We start from the raw sequence: 17,399 nt of genomic DNA on the forward strand, positions 1-17,399 counted from the left end.
ATTAAAATTCTAACCCAGCTTCACGAGCTGCGTCTGCTAATGCTTTAATACGTCCGTGATATAAATATCCGCCTCGGTCAAATACTACCGATTTGATTCCTTTTTCAACTGCGCGCTTAGCGATTTCTTGACCAATCGCTTTAGCAGCATCTACGTTTCCACCGTTTTCTACACTTACACCTTTATCAAGGGAAGATGCAGATACAATTGTTACACCTGCTTGATCATCGATCAATTGAGCATAGATGTGCTTTGTAGAACGGAATACGTTCAAACGAGGACGTTGTGCTGTTCCGCTTACAACGCGGCGAACACGAGCATGTCTTTTCTTACGAGCGACATTCTTATCTGCTTTCGTGATCATCCTTTGCACTCCTTTCCGCTACCTAACGGCTTTATTTACCAGTTTTACCTTCTTTACGGCGAACGAATTCACCTTCGTAACGAATACCTTTACCTTTGTAAGGCTCAGGTGAACGAACTGAACGGATGTTTGCAGCAACTTCACCTACACGTTGCTTGTCAATACCCTTAACGATTACCTTCGTGTTAGAAGGTACTTCGATGTCGATCCCTTGCTCAGGAACGATTTCAACAGGATGAGAGTAACCTACGTTAAGTACAAGCTTGTTACCAGCTTTGGAAGCACGATATCCAACCCCGATAATTTCTAGAGCTCTTTCATAACCGTTAGTTACACCGATAACCATGTTGTTTAGTACGCTACGAGTTGTACCATGCAATGCACGGTGCTCTTTGTGGTCGCTCGGGCGTTCCACAGTAATTTCGTTATCTTGAACATTAATCTTAATGTCAGCATTGAATTTGCGAGAAAGTTCACCTTTAGGGCCTTTTACAGAAACCGTGTTGTCAGTTGCAACATCGATTGTAACGCCACCTGGAACTTCAATCGGTTTGTTACCTACGCGAGACATGTTGACACCTCCATTCGCTATTTATTACCAAACGTACGCTAGTACTTCGCCACCCATTTGTGATTGGCGAGCTTCTTTATCAGTCATAATGCCTTTAGAAGTAGATACGATCGCAATACCAAGTCCTCCAAGTACACGTGGAAGATCAGTTGATTTTGCATAAACACGTAGTCCAGGCTTAGAGATACGCTTAAGACCTGAGATTACACGCTCATTGTTAGAACCGTACTTAAGGAAGATACGAATCATTCCTTGTTTGCTATCCTCTACATATTCCACATCGCGAACAAAACCTTCACGCTTTAGGATTTCTGCGATTTCTTTTTTCATATTAGAAGCAGGAAGCTCCAATTTATCGTGACGAACAGTGTTTGCGTTGCGGATACGAGTAAGCATATCTGCAATTGGATCTGTCATAACCATTACTAGTTACCTCCTTCCCTTTTTTCAGGGTATTACCAGCTGGCTTTTTTAACGCCAGGAATTTGACCTTTGTAAGCAAGTTCTCTGAAACAAATACGGCACAGTTTGAACTTGCGGATTACTGAATGAGGACGCCCGCAACGTTCACAGCGCGTATACTCTTGCACTCCGAACTTTTGCTTGCGTTGTTGCTTAGCAATCATGGATTTCTTTGCCACGGGTAAACCTCCTTTGGCTAAAGGTTATTTTTGGAACGGCATTCCGACTTGTGTAAGAAGCTCACGTGCTTCTTCGTCAGTGTTCGCAGTCGTTACGATAACGATGTCCATTCCGCGAACTTTGTTTACTTTATCATAGTCGATCTCCGGGAAGATCAATTGCTCTTTAACTCCAAGCGTGTAGTTACCGCGGCCGTCGAAAGACTTCTTGGAAACCCCGCGGAAGTCACGTACACGTGGAAGGGAAACGCTGATTAACTTATCAAGGAAGTCATACATGCGCTCTCCGCGAAGTGTAACTTTTGATCCGATCGGCATACCTTCACGAAGTTTGAATCCAGCGATAGATTTCTTAGCACGCGTGATCACAGGCTTTTGACCAGCGATTGCTGTAAGTTCCTCTACTGCTGTATCTAACACTTTAGAGTTGGATACTGCTTCACCAACACCCATGTTGATAACGATTTTTTCGATCTTTGGTGCTTGCATTACTGAAGTGTAATTAAACTTTTCCATTAGAGATGGTAAAATCTCTGCTTTATATCGCTCTTGTAGACGGTTCATTATGTGTCCTCCTTTCACTCTGAGACTTATTTATCTAGGGTTTCACCAGATTTTTTGGCCACACGAACTTTTTTCCCATCAACTACATTGTAGCCTACACGAGTAGGAGCACCAGTTTTAGGGTCAAGAGGCATTACGTTAGAAGCATGAATTGGTGCTTCTTGGCTAAGGATTCCACCTTGTGGATTAGCTTGAGAAGGTTTTGCGTGTTTCTTAACAACGTTCACACCTTCAACAAGCACTCTATTTAGCTTCGGATAAGCTTCAAGGATCACACCTTGTTTACCTTTATCCTTGCCGGAAATAACTTGTACTTTATCGCCTTTTTTCACATGCAATGGCATTGTGATGTTGCACCTCCTTACAAGACAATAAACGCCTTGCTAGTAAATATATTAAAGAACTTCTGGAGCAAGAGATACGATTTTCATAAATTGCTTGTCACGAAGTTCACGTGCTACTGGTCCGAAGATACGAGTTCCTCGAGGACCTTTATCATCCTTAACGATTACAGCCGCGTTCTCATCAAAGCGGATGTAAGATCCGTCGTTACGGCGCATACCACGCTTAGAACGTACCACTACCGCTTTAACAACGTCACCTTTCTTAACAACGCCACCTGGTGTTGCGGACTTAACCGAACAAACGATAATGTCACCAACGTTAGCGTACTTACGACCAGAACCACCAAGAACTTTAATGCAAAGTAACTCTTTCGCACCGGAGTTATCAGCTACTCTTAAACGGGATTCTTGTTGAATCATGCGAATGGACCTCCTTTCGGATATGAGTATAATCCGAACAATTTATTAAATAATTACTGCTTCTTGTACTACTTCAACTAGACGGAATCGCTTGTCTTTAGAAAGCGGACGCGTTTCCATAACCTTTACGATATCGCCAATTTTAGCAGTGTTGTTTTCATCATGCGCTTTTAACTTTTTAGAGTATTTAACGCGCTTGTTATATAAAGTGTGAGTCTTGTAAGTTTCTACAAGCACTGTAATCGTTTTGTCCATCTTGTCAGAAACAACACGACCAGTGTACACCTTGCGCTGGTTACGTTCACTCATTGTGCGAACCTCCTCTCAAGATTTAACCGTTAGTAATCCCAAGCTCTCTTTCACGTAAAACCGTTTTTGCACGGGCAATTGCTTTACGAACTTCACGAATGCGGGCCGGGTTTTCAAGTTGACCTGTCGCTAGTTGGAAACGAAGGTTAAAAAGCTCTTCTTTAAGTGCTTTTGCTTTTTGTTCAACTTCTGCAGTGGTCAGGTTACGAATATCATTAGCCTTCATTTGTGTCACCACCCACTTCTTCGCGTTTAACAAACTTACATTTTACAGGAAGTTTGTGTGCTGCAAGACGCAACGCTTCGCGTGCCACTTCTTCAGAGACACCTGCGATTTCAAACATAACTTTTCCTGGCTTAACTACTGCTACCCATCCTTCAGGAGCACCTTTACCAGATCCCATTCGGACTTCTAGAGGCTTTGCAGTGTAAGGCTTAGACGGGAAAATTTTAATCCATACTTTACCGCCACGCTTCATATAACGAGTCATCGCAATACGAGCTGCTTCGATCTGACGGTTAGTAATCCAGCTAGCTTCAAGAGCTTGCAAACCGAATTCTCCGAAATGAACTTCAGTACCGCCTTTTGCGTTCCCACGCATTTTACCGCGGTGTTCACGACGATATTTAACACGTTTTGGCAATAACATAATTATTTGCCTCCTTCCTCTTTTTTCGTTCCTCTTGTTGGAAGGACCTCACCACGATAAATCCAGATTTTAACTCCAAGCTTACCGTAAGTTGTGTCTGCTTCAGCAGTACCGTAATCGATGTCTGCACGAAGTGTGTGAAGAGGAACTGTACCTTCACTATAATGTTCAGCACGAGCGATATCAGCTCCGCCAAGACGGCCTGACACTTGTGTTTTGATACCTTTCGCACCCATACGCATTGCACGTTGGATCGCCTGCTTCATAGCACGACGGAAAGATACACGGTTTTCAAGTTGACGAGCGATGTTTTCAGCAACTAGCTTAGCATCAACGTCAGCTTGTTTGATTTCAAAGATGTTTACGTGAACTCTTTTACCAGTGATGTCGTTAAGGGCTTTACGAAGTGCTTCAACTTCAGATCCACCTTTACCGATAACCATTCCTGGTTTAGCAGTTTTGATTGTGATATTCACACGGTTAGCTGCACGTTCGATTTCAACACCTGATACAGCAGCGTCTTTTAAACGCTTTTCAATATAAGAACGGATCTTAAGGTCTTCATGTAAAAGATTAGCGTAATCCTTTTCAGCGTACCATTTTGAATCCCAGTCACGGATGACGCCAATACGTAGACCTATTGGATTTACTTTTTGACCCACGTCTTAACCCTCCTTCTTTTCAGAAACAACGATTGTGATGTGGCTAGTACGTTTGTTGATACGGCTTGCGCGACCCATCGCACGAGGACGGAAACGCTTAAGAGTAATACCTTCATCAACGAACGCTTGCTTAATCACCAAGTTGTTCGGTTCCATTTCATAGTTGTGTTCTGCGTTTGCGATAGCAGACTTAAGCACCTTTTCAATTACAGGAGAAGCTGCTTTAGGCGTCAAACGTAGAATCGCAAGTGCCTCACCTACTTGCTTGCCTCGAATCAAGTCGATTACGATGCGAGCTTTACGAGGAGCAATACGCACTTGTTTAGCAATTGCTTTTGCTTCCATTTTGTGTACCTCCCCTCAATTAACGTCTTGTTTTCTTATCATCAGCTGCATGGCCTTTGTAAGTACGAGTAGGTGCAAACTCACCTAACTTGTGACCGACCATATCTTCTGTACAATAAACCGGCACGTGCTTACGACCATCATAAACAGCGATTGTGTGACCGATGAAGTCAGGGAAAATCGTAGAACGACGAGACCAAGTTTTAACTACTTTCTTGTCGTTAGATTCATTAAGTGCCTCGACCTTTTTCATCAAGTGGTCATCTACAAAAGGCCCTTTTTTCAAACTGCGACCCATTTGAGAACCTCCCTTTGTGTTTGCGCTACGGCTCGATTGAACCGTAGTACAATCACATTATTTTTTGCGACGACGTACAATGTACTTGTCAGTTTGGCTATTTTTCTTACGAGTTTTATATCCAAGAGTTGGTTTACCCCAAGGAGACATTGGTGATTTACGTCCGATTGGAGCGCGTCCTTCACCACCACCGTGTGGGTGATCGTTAGGGTTCATAACAGAACCACGAACTGTTGGGCGGATACCCTTCCAACGAGAACGACCTGCTTTACCAACGTTCACAAGTTCATGCTCTAAGTTTCCAACTTGACCGATTGTTGCGCGGCAAGTAAGAAGGATCATACGAACTTCACCAGAACCTAGACGAACTAGCGCATACTTTTCTTCTTTACCAAGAAGTTGAGCTTCAGCACCAGCTGAACGAGCCAATTGTCCACCTTTACCAGGCTTAAGTTCGATGTTGTGAATTGTAGAACCTACAGGAATGTTAGCTAATGGAAGTGAGTTACCTACTTTAATATCAGCTTCAGTACCGGACATGATTTCTTGCCCTACTTTAATTCCTTTTGGAGCTAAGATATAACGCTTCTCACCATCTGCATAGTGGATTAGCGCGATGTTAGCCGTACGGTTTGGATCGTACTCGATTGTAGCAACGCGACCTGGTATTCCGTCTTTGTTACGTTTGAAATCGATGATACGATACTTACGCTTGTGTCCTCCACCTTGGTGACGAACAGTTAGTTTACCTTGGTTGTTACGCCCAGCTTTTTTGCTAAGAGGAGCAAGCAAGGATTTTTCTGGTTGGTCAGTTGTAATTTCAGCAAAGTCAAGCTGAGACATATTACGACGACCGTTAGTTGTCGGTTTAAACTTTTTGATACCCATTGTAATTTCCCTCCTTTACGAGTTCTTTTTAAACTCCTTCAAAAAAGTCGAGTTCTTTGCTTTCTGGAGTTAATGTAACTACTGCTTTTTTACGTTTAGAAGTGTAACCAGTATGACGGCCTACACGCTTGAACTTACCTTTGTAGGTAGCAGTGTTTACAGATTGAATTTTTACGCCAAAGATTTCTTCTAGTGCGCCTTTGATTTGAGTCTTAGTAGCACGAGGATTAACTTCGAACGTGTATTTTTTGTCAGCCATTATTTCAGTAGAACGCTCTGTAATAACGGGGCGCTTAATCACATCACGAGCTTCCATTATGCGAGCACCTCCCCTACTTTTTCCACAGCGTCTTTAGTCATAAGAAGCTTGTCGTGGTTTAACACGTCAAGAACACTAACGCCGTTAGCCGTAACAACTGTTACGCCAGGGATGTTACGTGCAGACAATGCAACAGCGTCATTGTAATCAGCAGTTACAACTAATGCTTTACGATCTGCGGATAGATTTGCAAGAACTTGCATCATTTCCTTTGTTTTAGGAGCTTCGAATGCAAGACCTTCTAAAACGATTAAGTCGTTATCTAGAACCTTAGAAGATAGCGCTGATTTAATAGCTAAGCGACGAACCTTCTTTGGTAATTTGTAAGAATAGCTTCTTGGTGTTGGTCCGAAAACCACTCCACCGCCAACCCATTGTGGAGAACGGATAGATCCTTGACGAGCACGTCCAGTACCTTTCTGTTTCCAAGGCTTGCGTCCACCACCAGCAACTTCAGAACGGTTCTTTACATCGTGCGTTCCTTGGCGCTGTGATGCTTGCTGCATAATAACAGCGTCAAAAAGCACGCTTTTATTTGGTTCAATACCGAAAACGGAATCGTTTAATTCGATATCGCCAGCTTGAGTACCATCTTGTTTAAATAATGCTACTTTTGGCATCAGATTGTCCTCCTTCCTTATTTAGCATCCTTTGCTTTAACAGCAGAGTTAATTGTAACGTAGCTCTTTTTCGCTCCAGGTACGTTACCTTTGATTAGTAGAAGATTACGTTCTGCATCAACTCTTACAACTTCTAAGTTTTGTACAGTTACTGTATCTCCGCCAGTACGTCCAGGTAATGCTTTCCCTTTGAAAACACGGTTAGGGTCAACTGCACCCATTGAACCAGGACGACGGTGGTAACGGGAACCGTGGCTCATTGGTCCGCGTGATTGCCCGTGACGTTTGATAACACCTTGGAATCCTTTTCCTTTAGATGTACCAGTAACGTCTACAGCGTCACCTTCTGCAAAAATGTCAGCTTTGACTTCCTGACCAACTTCGTATCCCGCAACATCAACATTACGGAATTCTTTAACGTAGCGCTTAGGGCTCGTGCTAGCTTTAGCAGCATGTCCTGCTTGTGGCTTGTTAGTACGAGAGTCTTTTTTATCATCAAATCCAAGTTGGATAGCTTCGTAGCCATCATTCTCAACGGATTTCTTTTGAAGAACAACGTTAGGAGTTACTTCTACTACAGTAACTGGAATTAGATCTCCGTTTTCTGCGAAAACTTGAGTCATACCAATTTTTCTACCTAAGATTCCTTTGGTCATTCGTCACACCTCCTATTAATAAGTAAAATATTTATAAGCAAACGTGAAATTATAGTTTAATTTCGATGTCTACACCAGACGGTAGATCCAAACGCATTAACGAATCAACTGTTTGTGGTGTTGGCTCGATAATATCGATCAAGCGCTTATGAGTACGCATTTCGAACTGCTCACGAGAGTCCTTGTACTTATGAACCGCACGAAGGATCGTGTAGATCGCTTTCTCAGTAGGTAGTGGGATAGGACCTGATACCTTTGCTCCTGAACGCTTAGCAGTTTCTACGATTTTTTCAGCTGATTGATCAAGAATTCTGTGATCATACGCCTTTAAACGGATACGAATCTTTTGCTTTGCCATTTTTTTCCCTCCTTTATTCGCCTATTTTGATAAACAGACATTGCTCCGCGGAAATTCAACCTGATATCACCAGCCATGGCAAAGGGGCCTAGTGTGTCAGCAACCTTCCGGATCATCGCAGTGAATGACCAACATTACTTATTATAGAGAAAAGCAATGCCCAATGCAAGTGTTATTTGCATTTATTTATTGCTAATCGCACTTTTTCTATTATAGAGACTTTATCAGGAGATTTCAACTTCCTTTTTCTTCTTTTGCATATTTGAATGTGTTTCTTCTATATAAATAGAAAAAATGCGTTTGGTGGTGGTGAATTTAGATTGTTCCAGCTCCAGCAACCGTGCGCATGGAGTTGATTTTATAACTCGCGGATTTATGGTGTGAACTCCCGGAATTATGAACCGAATTTCAGGATTTACGATTTGATTTACCGTTCCGCTCTTTTTTAAAGGATCTCATATCACTTTTTCTTTATAAGAGCCATTTATTATAAATATTTTTTTTTTATCTCTCTTATAAATAAGTACATGGTTTTTTAATCCTTGTCTACTTTGACAGTTGATTGGAGTGGAAGTGCAAGACTCCTGCGGGACAGGCGGGCAGTCCGAAAAGTGGAAGTGGCTTGTCCAGCCCCGACAAGCAAAAGGTGAATAGACTAGGAAGGTGCTCTTTGCCTTCATGGTCTATTTAACTTTTGACCTCAAGGGGCTAGCCACTGCAACTAGACAGATGAGACACTTATACGCGAAGCGTACGAATGTGGCTCATCGCCTGCTCCGCGGAAAGCGAAGCACTGGAACGGAAATCAACTACTTTCATAAGCAACAAAGCGTTATAAATGAATTCAAAATAAAAAACACCCTCCAAAAGGAGAGTGTTTTTATTAAAGAGTAATAAGATTACTCAGTGATTGTTGCAACTACGCCTGCACCAACTGTACGTCCACCTTCACGAATAGAGAACTTAGTTCCTTCTTCGATAGCGATTGGAGCGATTAGTTCTACAGTCATCTCAACGTTATCTCCAGGCATAACCATTTCTACGCCTTCAGGAAGTTGGATGATACCAGTTACGTCAGTTGTACGGAAGTAGAACTGAGGACGGTAGTTAGAGAAGAATGGAGTGTGACGTCCACCCTCTTCTTTTGAAAGAACATAAACTTCTGATTTGAACTTAGTGTGAGCTTTAACAGTACCTGGCTTAGCAAGAACTTGTCCACGCTCAACATCTTCACGAGAAACCCCACGAAGAAGTGCACCAATGTTGTCACCAGCTTCAGCATAGTCAAGAAGCTTACGGAACATTTCAACACCTGTTACAGTTGTTGATTTTGGCTCTTCAGTAAGACCAAGGATCTCAACTACGTCACCAACTTTTACTACACCACGCTCAACACGTCCAGTAGCAACTGTACCACGACCAGTGATTGAGAATACATCCTCAACTGGCATCATGAATGGCTTTTCAGTGTCACGTGGAGGAGTTGGGATATAAGAATCTACAGCGTCCATTAGCTCGTAGATTTTAGCTTCCCAATCAGCGTCTCCTTCAAGAGCTTTAAGAGCAGAACCTTTGATTACAGGAATATCATCTCCTGGGAAGTCATACTCAGAAAGAAGGTCACGAACTTCCATTTCTACTAGCTCAAGAAGTTCTTCGTCGTCTACCATGTCACACTTGTTCATGAATACAACAAGGTAAGGTACACCTACTTGACGAGAAAGAAGGATGTGCTCACGAGTTTGTGGCATTGGGCCGTCAGCAGCAGATACTACTAGGATCCCACCATCCATTTGTGCTGCACCAGTGATCATGTTCTTAACATAGTCAGCATGTCCTGGGCAGTCTACGTGTGCATAGTGACGAGAATCAGTTTCATACTCAACGTGTGCAGTTGAGATTGTGATTCCACGTTCGCGCTCTTCTGGAGCACCGTCGATTTGGTCATAAGCCATTGCTACACCCTTACCGTTTTTCTTAGCAAGAACAGTAGTGATAGCAGCTGTTAAAGTTGTTTTACCATGGTCAACGTGACCGATAGTACCAATGTTAGCATGCGTTTTGGAACGATCAAATTTCTCTTTACCCATGAGAAAGATTCCTCCTTAAATATGTTTACATATAGTAGATTTTTTTATTTAAAACGAACAGTTTGTACTGCCCATTTTAGATTACATGAAAATGTTGCTTCTTACAACCGAAGAGATTAAGCTCCAGTTGATTTTTTGATGATTTCTTCAGAGATTGACTTAGGTACTTCTTCGTAGTGATCGAAGTGCATTGAGTAAGTACCGCGGCCTTGTGTACGAGAACGCAAGCTAGTTGCATATCCGAACATCTCAGCAAGTGGAACCATCGCTTTAACGATTTGTGCGTTACCACGAGCTTCCATACCTTCAACACGTCCACGACGGGAAGTTACGTCACCCATGATGTCACCCATATACTCTTCAGGAACCGTTACTTCAACTTTCATGATCGGCTCTAGAATTGCAGGGTCACACTTTGATTTAGCGTTCTTAAGAGCCATTGAACCGGCAATCTTAAACGCCATTTCGTTGGAGTCAACATCATGGTATGATCCATCAACGATACGAGCTTTAAGGTCAAGTAATGGGAAACCAGCAAGCATTCCGTTTTTCATTGATTCTTCGATACCAGCTTGAACTGCAGGGATGTATTCACGAGGAACTGCCCCACCAACGATTTTGTTTTCAAATACGAATCCAGATCCTTCATCACCTGGCTCGAATTCGATCCAAACGTGACCGTATTGTCCACGACCACCAGACTGACGAACGAATTTACCTTCAACCTTAGCAGCTTGGCGAATTGTTTCACGGTAAGCAACCTGAGGAGCACCCACGTTAGCTTCTACCTTGAATTCACGGCGCATACGGTCAACTAGGATGTCAAGGTGAAGCTCACCCATACCTGCGATGATCGTTTGTCCAGTTTCTTCGTTTGTTTCAGTACGGAATGTCGGATCTTCTTCAGCTAGCTTAGCAAGTGCCATACCCATCTTGTCTTGGTCTGCTTTAGACTTCGGCTCGATAGATAGTGAGATAACTGGCTCTGGGAATACCATGGATTCTAAGATAACAAGGCTCTTTTCATCACAAAGTGTATCACCAGTTGTAGTGTCTTTAAGACCTACAGCAGCTGCGATATCTCCAGCGTATACGACAGAGATCTCTTCACGGGAGTTTGCATGCATTTGAAGGATACGTCCAACACGCTCGCGCTTTCCTTTAGTAGAGTTCTGTACGTATGATCCTGAGTTTAGTGTACCAGAGTACACACGGAAGAATGTTAACTTACCAACATAAGGGTCAGTCATAACTTTAAATGCAAGTGCAGAGAATGGTGCTTCGTCACTTGATTCACGAGTTACTTCTTCTTCAGAGTCAGGAAGTACACCCTTGATAGCTGGTACATCGATTGGCGATGGAAGGTAATCAAGAACTGCGTCTAGCATAAGCTGTACACCTTTGTTCTTAAATGCCGAACCACACATTACCGGATAGAACTCAACGTTACAAGTACCTTGACGGATACCTGCTTTAAGTTCTTCGTTCGTAATTTCTTCGCCTTCTAAGTACTTCATCATCATTTCTTCATCTAGCTCAGCAACCGCTTCGATAAGTTTTCCACGGTATTCTTCAGCTAAAGGCATGTGCTCTTCCGGAATGTCACGAACTTCGATATCAGTACCAAGGTCGTTTCCGTAGAATACAGCTTTCATTTCGATAAGGTCGATGATTGCTTCGAATTGGTCTTCCGCACCGATCGGTAATTGGATCGGGTGAGCGTTAGCACCAAGGCGGTCATGAATCGTTTTTACGGAGTATAAGAAATCCGCACCGATCTTGTCCATTTTGTTTACGAATACAATACGAGGTACCCCGTAAGTAGTCGCTTGACGCCAAACTGTTTCTGTTTGTGGTTCAACACCTGATTGAGCATCAAGTAATGCAACCGCTCCGTCTAATACACGTAATGAACGTTCTACTTCAACTGTAAAGTCTACGTGTCCTGGTGTATCAATGATGTTGACACGGTGACCTTTCCATTGAGCAGTAGTAGCAGCGGAAGTAATCGTGATTCCACGCTCTTGTTCCTGCTCCATCCAGTCCATTTGTGAAGCTCCTTCATGAGTTTCACCAATTTTGTGGATACGGCCAGTATAGTAAAGAACACGTTCAGTAGTCGTTGTTTTACCAGCATCGATGTGAGCCATGATACCGATATTACGAGTATTTTTTAAGGAGAATTCTCTAGCCATGAATTTCTCTCCTTCCCTTTTTAAAAGGAATTTTTATAGTGTTTTAGAGACAGTCCGAGAACTGTCTCTATGATTTTACCAGCGGTAGTGAGCAAACGCTTTGTTTGCTTCTGCCATTTTGTGCATATCTTCGCGCTTCTTAACTGAAGCACCAGTGTTATTAGCAGCATCCATGATCTCATACGCAAGACGTTCTTCCATTGTCTTTTCTCCGCGTAGACGAGAGTAGTTCGTTAGGTAACGAAGTCCTAGTGTTGTACGACGCTCTGGGCGAACTTCAACTGGTACTTGGTAGTTAGCTCCACCAACACGGCGAGCACGAACTTCAAGAACTGGCATGATATTTTTAAGAGCTTGTTCAAACACTTCCATAGGATCTTGGTTTGTACGTTCTTTAATAAGTTCGAACGCATTGTACAAGATTGTTTGAGCTACCCCTCTCTTACCGTCAATCATAATTTTATTGATTAGACGAGTTACAAGCTTAGACTTGTAAATTGGATCAGGTAACACATCACGACGAGCAACAGGTCCTTTACGTGGCATGTGGTCCCCTCCTTTCTGATAGTTGTTTTAATTTATTTTAATAATATTACTTCTTAGCTTCCTTTGGACGCTTCGTTCCGTATTTAGAACGACCTTGCATACGGTTGTTAACACCAGCCGTATCAAGAGCACCACGAACGATGTGGTAACGTACCCCCGGTAAATCTTTTACACGTCCTCCACGGATAAGAACAACACTGTGCTCTTGAAGGTTGTGGCCAATACCAGGAATGTAAGCTGTAACTTCGATTCCGTTAGTTAGACGAACACGCGCATATTTACGAAGCGCCGAGTTCGGCTTCTTAGGAGTCATAGTACCAACACGCGTACAAACTCCACGCTTTTGCGGAGATGAAACGTCAGTTTGGGACTTTTTGAAGCTGTTGTAACCTTTGTTTAACGCAGGAGAGTCAGATTTCTTTGATTTAGAAACACGACCTTTGCGAACTAATTGGTTAATTGTAGGCATTTTGTATTTCCTCCTCTCTTTTTTCGTAATACCACCGACCCAGGTGGTTCATTTTAGGACAAAAGAAAGTTTTTGCGAGAGGAGCGATATTGATGCCCATCGCAAAAACATGAATTTTATCCTTTTATCGCAACAGTTGCGGCCCCGACATCTATACCGCATGCTTTTCCAAGCTTTTTCATGGAATCAACCTTTACGATCGGTACGTGCTTCTCTTCGGCAATTTGCAATACTTTGCTCGTTACTCGAAAATCCGCGTCTTCCGCAACGACCAGCTCTTTGACCTCGCCGTTCTGTAAAGCTTTGATTGTTTGCTTAGTACCTACGATAATTTCAGAAGCCTGTGTCACTTTTTCATAAGACATACGAATATCCTCCAAAGTAACAAATCTTAGGAGCACATCCGTAATCATATCACCGATGCGCTCCCGATGTCAACATTTCATTTATTAATCTTGAGAAACAAGTTCTGTAGGCAATTCTGTCTCTTCATTGTTCTCATCTTCAACTACTGGAGAGTTGATTCCGATGTTTCTGTAACGGTTCATACCTGTTCCAGCCGGGATCAGCTTACCAATAATAACGTTTTCCTTAAGTCCGAGTAATTCGTCACGCTTACCTTTGATGGCAGCATCCGTAAGAACTCGTGTTGTTTCTTGGAATGATGCAGCAGATAAGAATGATTCTGTCTCAAGAGATGCTTTTGTGATACCAAGAAGCACTGGACGACCTGTGGCAGGCGTTCCACCTTCAAGAAGTACACTACGGTTAACATCCGTGAAGGCATGAATATCCATAAGAGCTCCTGGAAGTACTTGAGAATCACCAGAATCGATGATGCGCACTTTACGAAGCATTTGGCGAACCATTACTTCAACGTGCTTATCTCCGATTTCTACCCCTTGCATACGGTAAACTTTCTGAACCTCACGCAATAGGTATTCTTGTACGCCTTCTGCACCACGTACTTTAATTAATTCTTTAGGATCGATCGAACCTTCCGTCAATACTTGACCGGCAGTTACTTTATCGCCTTCGACCGCTTTAATGCGGGCACCGAAAGGAATTGTGTAAGTTCTAGATTCAATCTCACCTTGAACGACTACTTCACGCTTATCTTTATTGTCGTTCACGCCAACAACCGTACCTTCAAGCTCAGAGATAACCGCTTGACCTTTCGGGTTACGCGCTTCAAACAATTCTTGGATACGCGGAAGACCTTGTGTAATATCGTCTCCAGCTACCCCACCTGTATGGAAGGTACGCATTGTAAGCTGTGTACCTGGCTCACCGATGGATTGAGCGGCGATAATTCCAACAGCTTCCCCAACTTCAACGTCAGAGCCTGTTGCAAGGTTTCGTCCGTAACATTTCTTACAAACGCCGTGACGTGTGTCACAAGTAAATACAGAACGGATCGTTACTGCTTTCACGCCTACTTCTTCAATATGAGCGGCCATGTCTTCAGTGATCAGCTGATTAACGTCTACAAGAAGTTCTTTTGTTTCAGGATGGTATACCTTTTTATAAGCAGTACGGCCGATCAAACGCTCATGAAGAGGCTCGATAACTTCGTTGCCTTCTTTAATAGCTGCAACTTCTAAGCCACGGTCCGTTCCACAGTCATCTTCACGTACGATAACATCTTGAGCAACGTCAACCAAACGACGAGTAAGGTAACCTGAGTCAGCTGTTTTAAGGGCTGTATCGGCAAGACCTTTACGCGCTCCGTGTGTAGAGATAAAGTACTCGAGTACTGTTAGACCTTCACGGAAACTTGATTTGATTGGAAGCTCGATGATTTTACCAGCCGGGTTGGCCATCAGACCACGCATACCAGCTAGCTGCGTAAAGTTAGATGCGTTACCACGGGCACCGGAGTCACTCATCATGAAGATTGGGTTTCGCTTATCAAGTGTACCCATCAATTTATTTTGGATTTCGTCTTTCGCCAAACTCCAAACATTAATTACACGCTCATAGCGCTCTTCTTCCGTGATCAAACCACGTCTGAATTGCTTTGTAACGTTAACTACTTTTTCTTCGGCTACAGCAAGGATCTCTTGCTTTTCAGGTAATACAACGATATCGGATACACCGATCGTGATACCAGCGCGCGTAGAATATTTAAATCCTAAGTCCTTCATGCGGTCAAGCATCTTAGACGTTTCAGTAATCTTAAAGCGTTTGAATACTTCCGCGATAATCTTACCTAGGATTCCTTTCTTAAATGGAACAATTTCCTCATGCTTCTGAATTTCCTCTTTTACATTAGCAGCCGGATCTAAGAAGTACTTTTCAGGTGTTTCCACTTGAAGGTTCGTCGTAGTCGGTTCGTTAATGTACGGGAATGACGGCGGCAGGATTTCGTTGAATAACAACTTACCTACTGTAGTCATAAGAAGCTTAGATTGCTGTTCATCTGTGAAAGTTTCTTTATTTAAGCTGGATACCGGTACTGCAATACGAGAATGCAAGTGCACGAATCCATTTTCATAAGCGATGATCGCTTCATTGATGTCTTTGAATACAGACCCTTCACCAATAGCTCCTTCACGTTCAAGAGTTAGGTAATAGTTACCTAAAACCATATCCTGTGACGGTGTTACTACCGGCTTACCATCTTTCGGGTTCAAGATGTTTTGGGCAGCTAGCATTAGAATACGAGCCTCTGCTTGTGCTTCAGCAGATAGAGGAACGTGGACCGCCATTTGGTCACCGTCAAAGTCAGCGTTGTAAGCTGTACATACGAGCGGGTGAAGACGGATTGCACGACCTTCTACAAGCGTCGGTTCGAATGCTTGGATACCAAGTCTGTGAAGTGTAGGTGCACGGTTTAGTAGAACTGGGTGTTCACGAATAACTTCTTCAAGTACATCCCAAACTTCTGGCTGAACGCGCTCTACTTTGCGTTTTGCACTCTTAATGTTGTGTGCAAGACCTTTTGATACTAGCTCTTTCATAACGAATGGTTTGAAGAGCTCAAGTGCCATCTCTTTAGGAAGACCACATTGGTACATCTTTAAGTTCGGACCTACTACGATAACCGAACGGCCAGAGTAGTCAACACGTTTACCTAGCAAGTTTTGACGGAAACGTCCTTGTTTCCCTTTCAGCATGTGTGAAAGTGATTTTAACGGACGATTTCCTGGTCCAGTAACCGGACGGCCACGACGACCATTATCGATTAATGCATCGACTGCTTCTTGAAGCATACGTTTTTCATTTTGAACGATAATGTTAGGAGCACCTAGATCTAATAGACGCTTCAGACGGTTGTTACGGTTGATAACACGACGGTAAAGGTCGTTAAGGTCAGATGTGGCAAAACGTCCACCATCAAGCTGAACCATCGGACGCAATTCCGGCGGAATAACCGGAAGTACTTCAAGAATCATCCAGTCGGCATGGTTGCCAGAATGACGGAATGCTTCTAATACTTCTAAACGCTTAATCGCACGTGTACGACGTTGTCCTTGTGCTGTTTTAAGCTCTTCTTTCAACATCTCAACTTCTTTTTCAGCATCGATGTCTTCTAGAAGACGTTTGATCGCTTCTGCACCCATTTGTGCAGTAAAACCTTTTCCATACTTTTCACGGTATGTGCGGTATTCCTTCTCTGAAAGCAGTTGTTTCTTCTCAAGAGGTGTATCTCCTGTATCAGTAACAACATATGAAGCAAAGTAGATTACTTCTTCTAATGCTCTTGGAGACATATCCAAAACAAGACCCATACGGCTTGGGATACCCTTGAAGTACCAAATGTGAGATACAGGAGCAGCAAGCTCGATGTGACCCATACGGTCACGTCGAACTTTAGCTCTTGTTACTTCAACACCACAACGGTCACAAACCACGCCTTTATAACGGACGCGCTTATACTTTCCGCAATGACATTCCCAGTCTTTTGTCGGACCGAAAATTCTTTCACAGAACAAGCCGTCTTTTTCAGGCTTAAGTGTACGGTAGTTGATTGTTTCAGGTTTCTTTACTTCCCCTCTTGACCACGACCGGATTTTGTCCGGTGAAGCAAGACCAATTTTCATATATTCAAAATTATTTACGTCTATCAAGGAGCGTACCTCCCTTT

At 43.0% G+C, this 17,399-nt stretch carries 24 protein-coding genes; all 24 read right to left on the reverse strand.

The window, feature by feature from the left end; translation table 11 throughout:
- Position 1: 1 nt before the first annotated feature.
- Entirely contained in the window at positions 2-364 is a 363-nt protein-coding gene (gene rplR, locus IHV10_RS20930) for a 50S ribosomal protein L18 (RefSeq protein WP_066237916.1), read from the reverse strand.
- 31 nt (positions 365-395) lie between these two features.
- Positions 396-935: a 50S ribosomal protein L6 gene (gene rplF / locus IHV10_RS20935; protein ID WP_066390685.1), complete on the reverse strand. Its 540-nt coding sequence runs from the start codon at positions 933-935 to the stop codon at positions 396-398.
- Between the two features lie 24 nt (positions 936-959).
- Positions 960-1,358 carry a 30S ribosomal protein S8 gene (gene rpsH, locus IHV10_RS20940; protein WP_066390683.1) on the reverse strand — a complete coding sequence of 133 codons (399 nt, stop codon included), beginning with the start codon at positions 1,356-1,358 and terminating at the stop codon, positions 960-962.
- A 32-nt stretch (positions 1,359-1,390) separates the two neighbouring features.
- The gene (gene rpsN, locus IHV10_RS20945; RefSeq protein ID WP_066390681.1) at positions 1,391-1,576 is read right to left on the reverse strand and encodes a 30S ribosomal protein S14; all 186 of its coding nucleotides are present in this window, start codon (positions 1,574-1,576) and stop codon (positions 1,391-1,393) included.
- A gap of 24 nt (positions 1,577-1,600) precedes the next feature.
- Positions 1,601-2,140 carry a 50S ribosomal protein L5 gene (rplE, locus tag IHV10_RS20950; protein WP_066390678.1) on the reverse strand — a complete coding sequence of 180 codons (540 nt, stop codon included), beginning with the start codon at positions 2,138-2,140 and terminating at the stop codon, positions 1,601-1,603.
- A gap of 26 nt (positions 2,141-2,166) precedes the next feature.
- The gene (gene rplX / locus IHV10_RS20955; protein ID WP_066294477.1) at positions 2,167-2,478 is read right to left on the reverse strand and encodes a 50S ribosomal protein L24; all 312 of its coding nucleotides are present in this window, start codon (positions 2,476-2,478) and stop codon (positions 2,167-2,169) included.
- 57 nt (positions 2,479-2,535) lie between these two features.
- Complete coding sequence (rplN, locus tag IHV10_RS20960; protein WP_066237936.1) at positions 2,536-2,904, reverse strand: 50S ribosomal protein L14; 369 nt, start codon at positions 2,902-2,904, stop codon at positions 2,536-2,538.
- Between the two features lie 45 nt (positions 2,905-2,949).
- A complete protein-coding gene (gene rpsQ, locus IHV10_RS20965) occupies positions 2,950-3,213 on the reverse strand; it encodes a 30S ribosomal protein S17 (protein WP_066390676.1) in 264 nt (87 codons plus the stop codon).
- A gap of 22 nt (positions 3,214-3,235) precedes the next feature.
- The gene (rpmC, locus tag IHV10_RS20970) at positions 3,236-3,439 is read right to left on the reverse strand and encodes a 50S ribosomal protein L29 (RefSeq protein ID WP_066237940.1); all 204 of its coding nucleotides are present in this window, start codon (positions 3,437-3,439) and stop codon (positions 3,236-3,238) included.
- A complete protein-coding gene (rplP, locus tag IHV10_RS20975) occupies positions 3,429-3,863 on the reverse strand; it encodes a 50S ribosomal protein L16 (protein WP_066237943.1) in 435 nt (144 codons plus the stop codon). Before rplP ends, rpmC begins: the two co-directional genes overlap by 11 nt.
- Positions 3,864-3,865: 2 nt before the next feature.
- Positions 3,866-4,525, reverse strand: coding sequence for a 30S ribosomal protein S3 (gene rpsC / locus IHV10_RS20980; protein WP_066237945.1), 660 nt, complete (start codon positions 4,523-4,525; stop codon positions 3,866-3,868).
- A gap of 3 nt (positions 4,526-4,528) precedes the next feature.
- Positions 4,529-4,870, reverse strand: a complete 342-nt coding sequence (rplV, locus tag IHV10_RS20985; protein WP_066237948.1) for a 50S ribosomal protein L22 — start codon at positions 4,868-4,870, stop codon at positions 4,529-4,531.
- A 19-nt stretch (positions 4,871-4,889) separates the two neighbouring features.
- Positions 4,890-5,168 (reverse strand): 30S ribosomal protein S19, encoded by a 279-nt coding sequence (rpsS, locus tag IHV10_RS20990; protein ID WP_066237951.1) that lies wholly within the window; start codon positions 5,166-5,168, stop codon positions 4,890-4,892.
- Positions 5,169-5,225: 57 nt separating this feature from the next.
- Entirely contained in the window at positions 5,226-6,056 is an 831-nt protein-coding gene (gene rplB, locus IHV10_RS20995) for a 50S ribosomal protein L2 (protein WP_066390675.1), read from the reverse strand.
- Between the two features lie 28 nt (positions 6,057-6,084).
- Positions 6,085-6,372 carry a 50S ribosomal protein L23 gene (gene rplW / locus IHV10_RS21000; RefSeq protein WP_137792245.1) on the reverse strand — a complete coding sequence of 96 codons (288 nt, stop codon included), beginning with the start codon at positions 6,370-6,372 and terminating at the stop codon, positions 6,085-6,087.
- Complete coding sequence (gene rplD / locus IHV10_RS21005; protein ID WP_066390669.1) at positions 6,372-6,995, reverse strand: 50S ribosomal protein L4; 624 nt, start codon at positions 6,993-6,995, stop codon at positions 6,372-6,374. The genes rplW and rplD overlap by 1 nt, the downstream gene beginning before the upstream one ends.
- Positions 6,996-7,012: 17 nt before the next feature.
- Positions 7,013-7,651, reverse strand: coding sequence for a 50S ribosomal protein L3 (gene rplC, locus IHV10_RS21010; RefSeq protein ID WP_066237965.1), 639 nt, complete (start codon positions 7,649-7,651; stop codon positions 7,013-7,015).
- A gap of 49 nt (positions 7,652-7,700) precedes the next feature.
- Entirely contained in the window at positions 7,701-8,009 is a 309-nt protein-coding gene (gene rpsJ, locus IHV10_RS21015; RefSeq protein ID WP_053356198.1) for a 30S ribosomal protein S10, read from the reverse strand.
- Between the two features lie 899 nt (positions 8,010-8,908).
- Positions 8,909-10,099 carry an elongation factor Tu gene (gene tuf, locus IHV10_RS21020; RefSeq protein WP_066390665.1) on the reverse strand — a complete coding sequence of 397 codons (1,191 nt, stop codon included), beginning with the start codon at positions 10,097-10,099 and terminating at the stop codon, positions 8,909-8,911.
- 116 nt (positions 10,100-10,215) lie between these two features.
- Entirely contained in the window at positions 10,216-12,294 is a 2,079-nt protein-coding gene (fusA, locus tag IHV10_RS21025; protein ID WP_197134187.1) for an elongation factor G, read from the reverse strand.
- 75 nt (positions 12,295-12,369) lie between these two features.
- On the reverse strand, positions 12,370-12,840 hold the full coding sequence (gene rpsG / locus IHV10_RS21030) for a 30S ribosomal protein S7 (RefSeq protein WP_197134190.1): 471 nt from the start codon (positions 12,838-12,840) through the stop codon (positions 12,370-12,372).
- A 46-nt stretch (positions 12,841-12,886) separates the two neighbouring features.
- Entirely contained in the window at positions 12,887-13,309 is a 423-nt protein-coding gene (gene rpsL / locus IHV10_RS21035; protein WP_197134192.1) for a 30S ribosomal protein S12, read from the reverse strand.
- A 116-nt stretch (positions 13,310-13,425) separates the two neighbouring features.
- Positions 13,426-13,674, reverse strand: a complete 249-nt coding sequence (locus IHV10_RS21040; protein ID WP_066237983.1) for a 50S ribosomal protein L7ae-like protein — start codon at positions 13,672-13,674, stop codon at positions 13,426-13,428.
- A gap of 84 nt (positions 13,675-13,758) precedes the next feature.
- Entirely contained in the window at positions 13,759-17,382 is a 3,624-nt protein-coding gene (gene rpoC, locus IHV10_RS21045; protein ID WP_197134194.1) for a DNA-directed RNA polymerase subunit beta', read from the reverse strand.
- Between the last annotated feature and the right edge of the window lie 17 nt (positions 17,383-17,399).

The sequence above is a fragment of the Fictibacillus sp. 5RED26 genome (assembly GCF_015903895.1).
Classification (GTDB): Bacteria; Bacillota; Bacilli; order Bacillales; family Fictibacillaceae; genus Fictibacillus; species Fictibacillus phosphorivorans.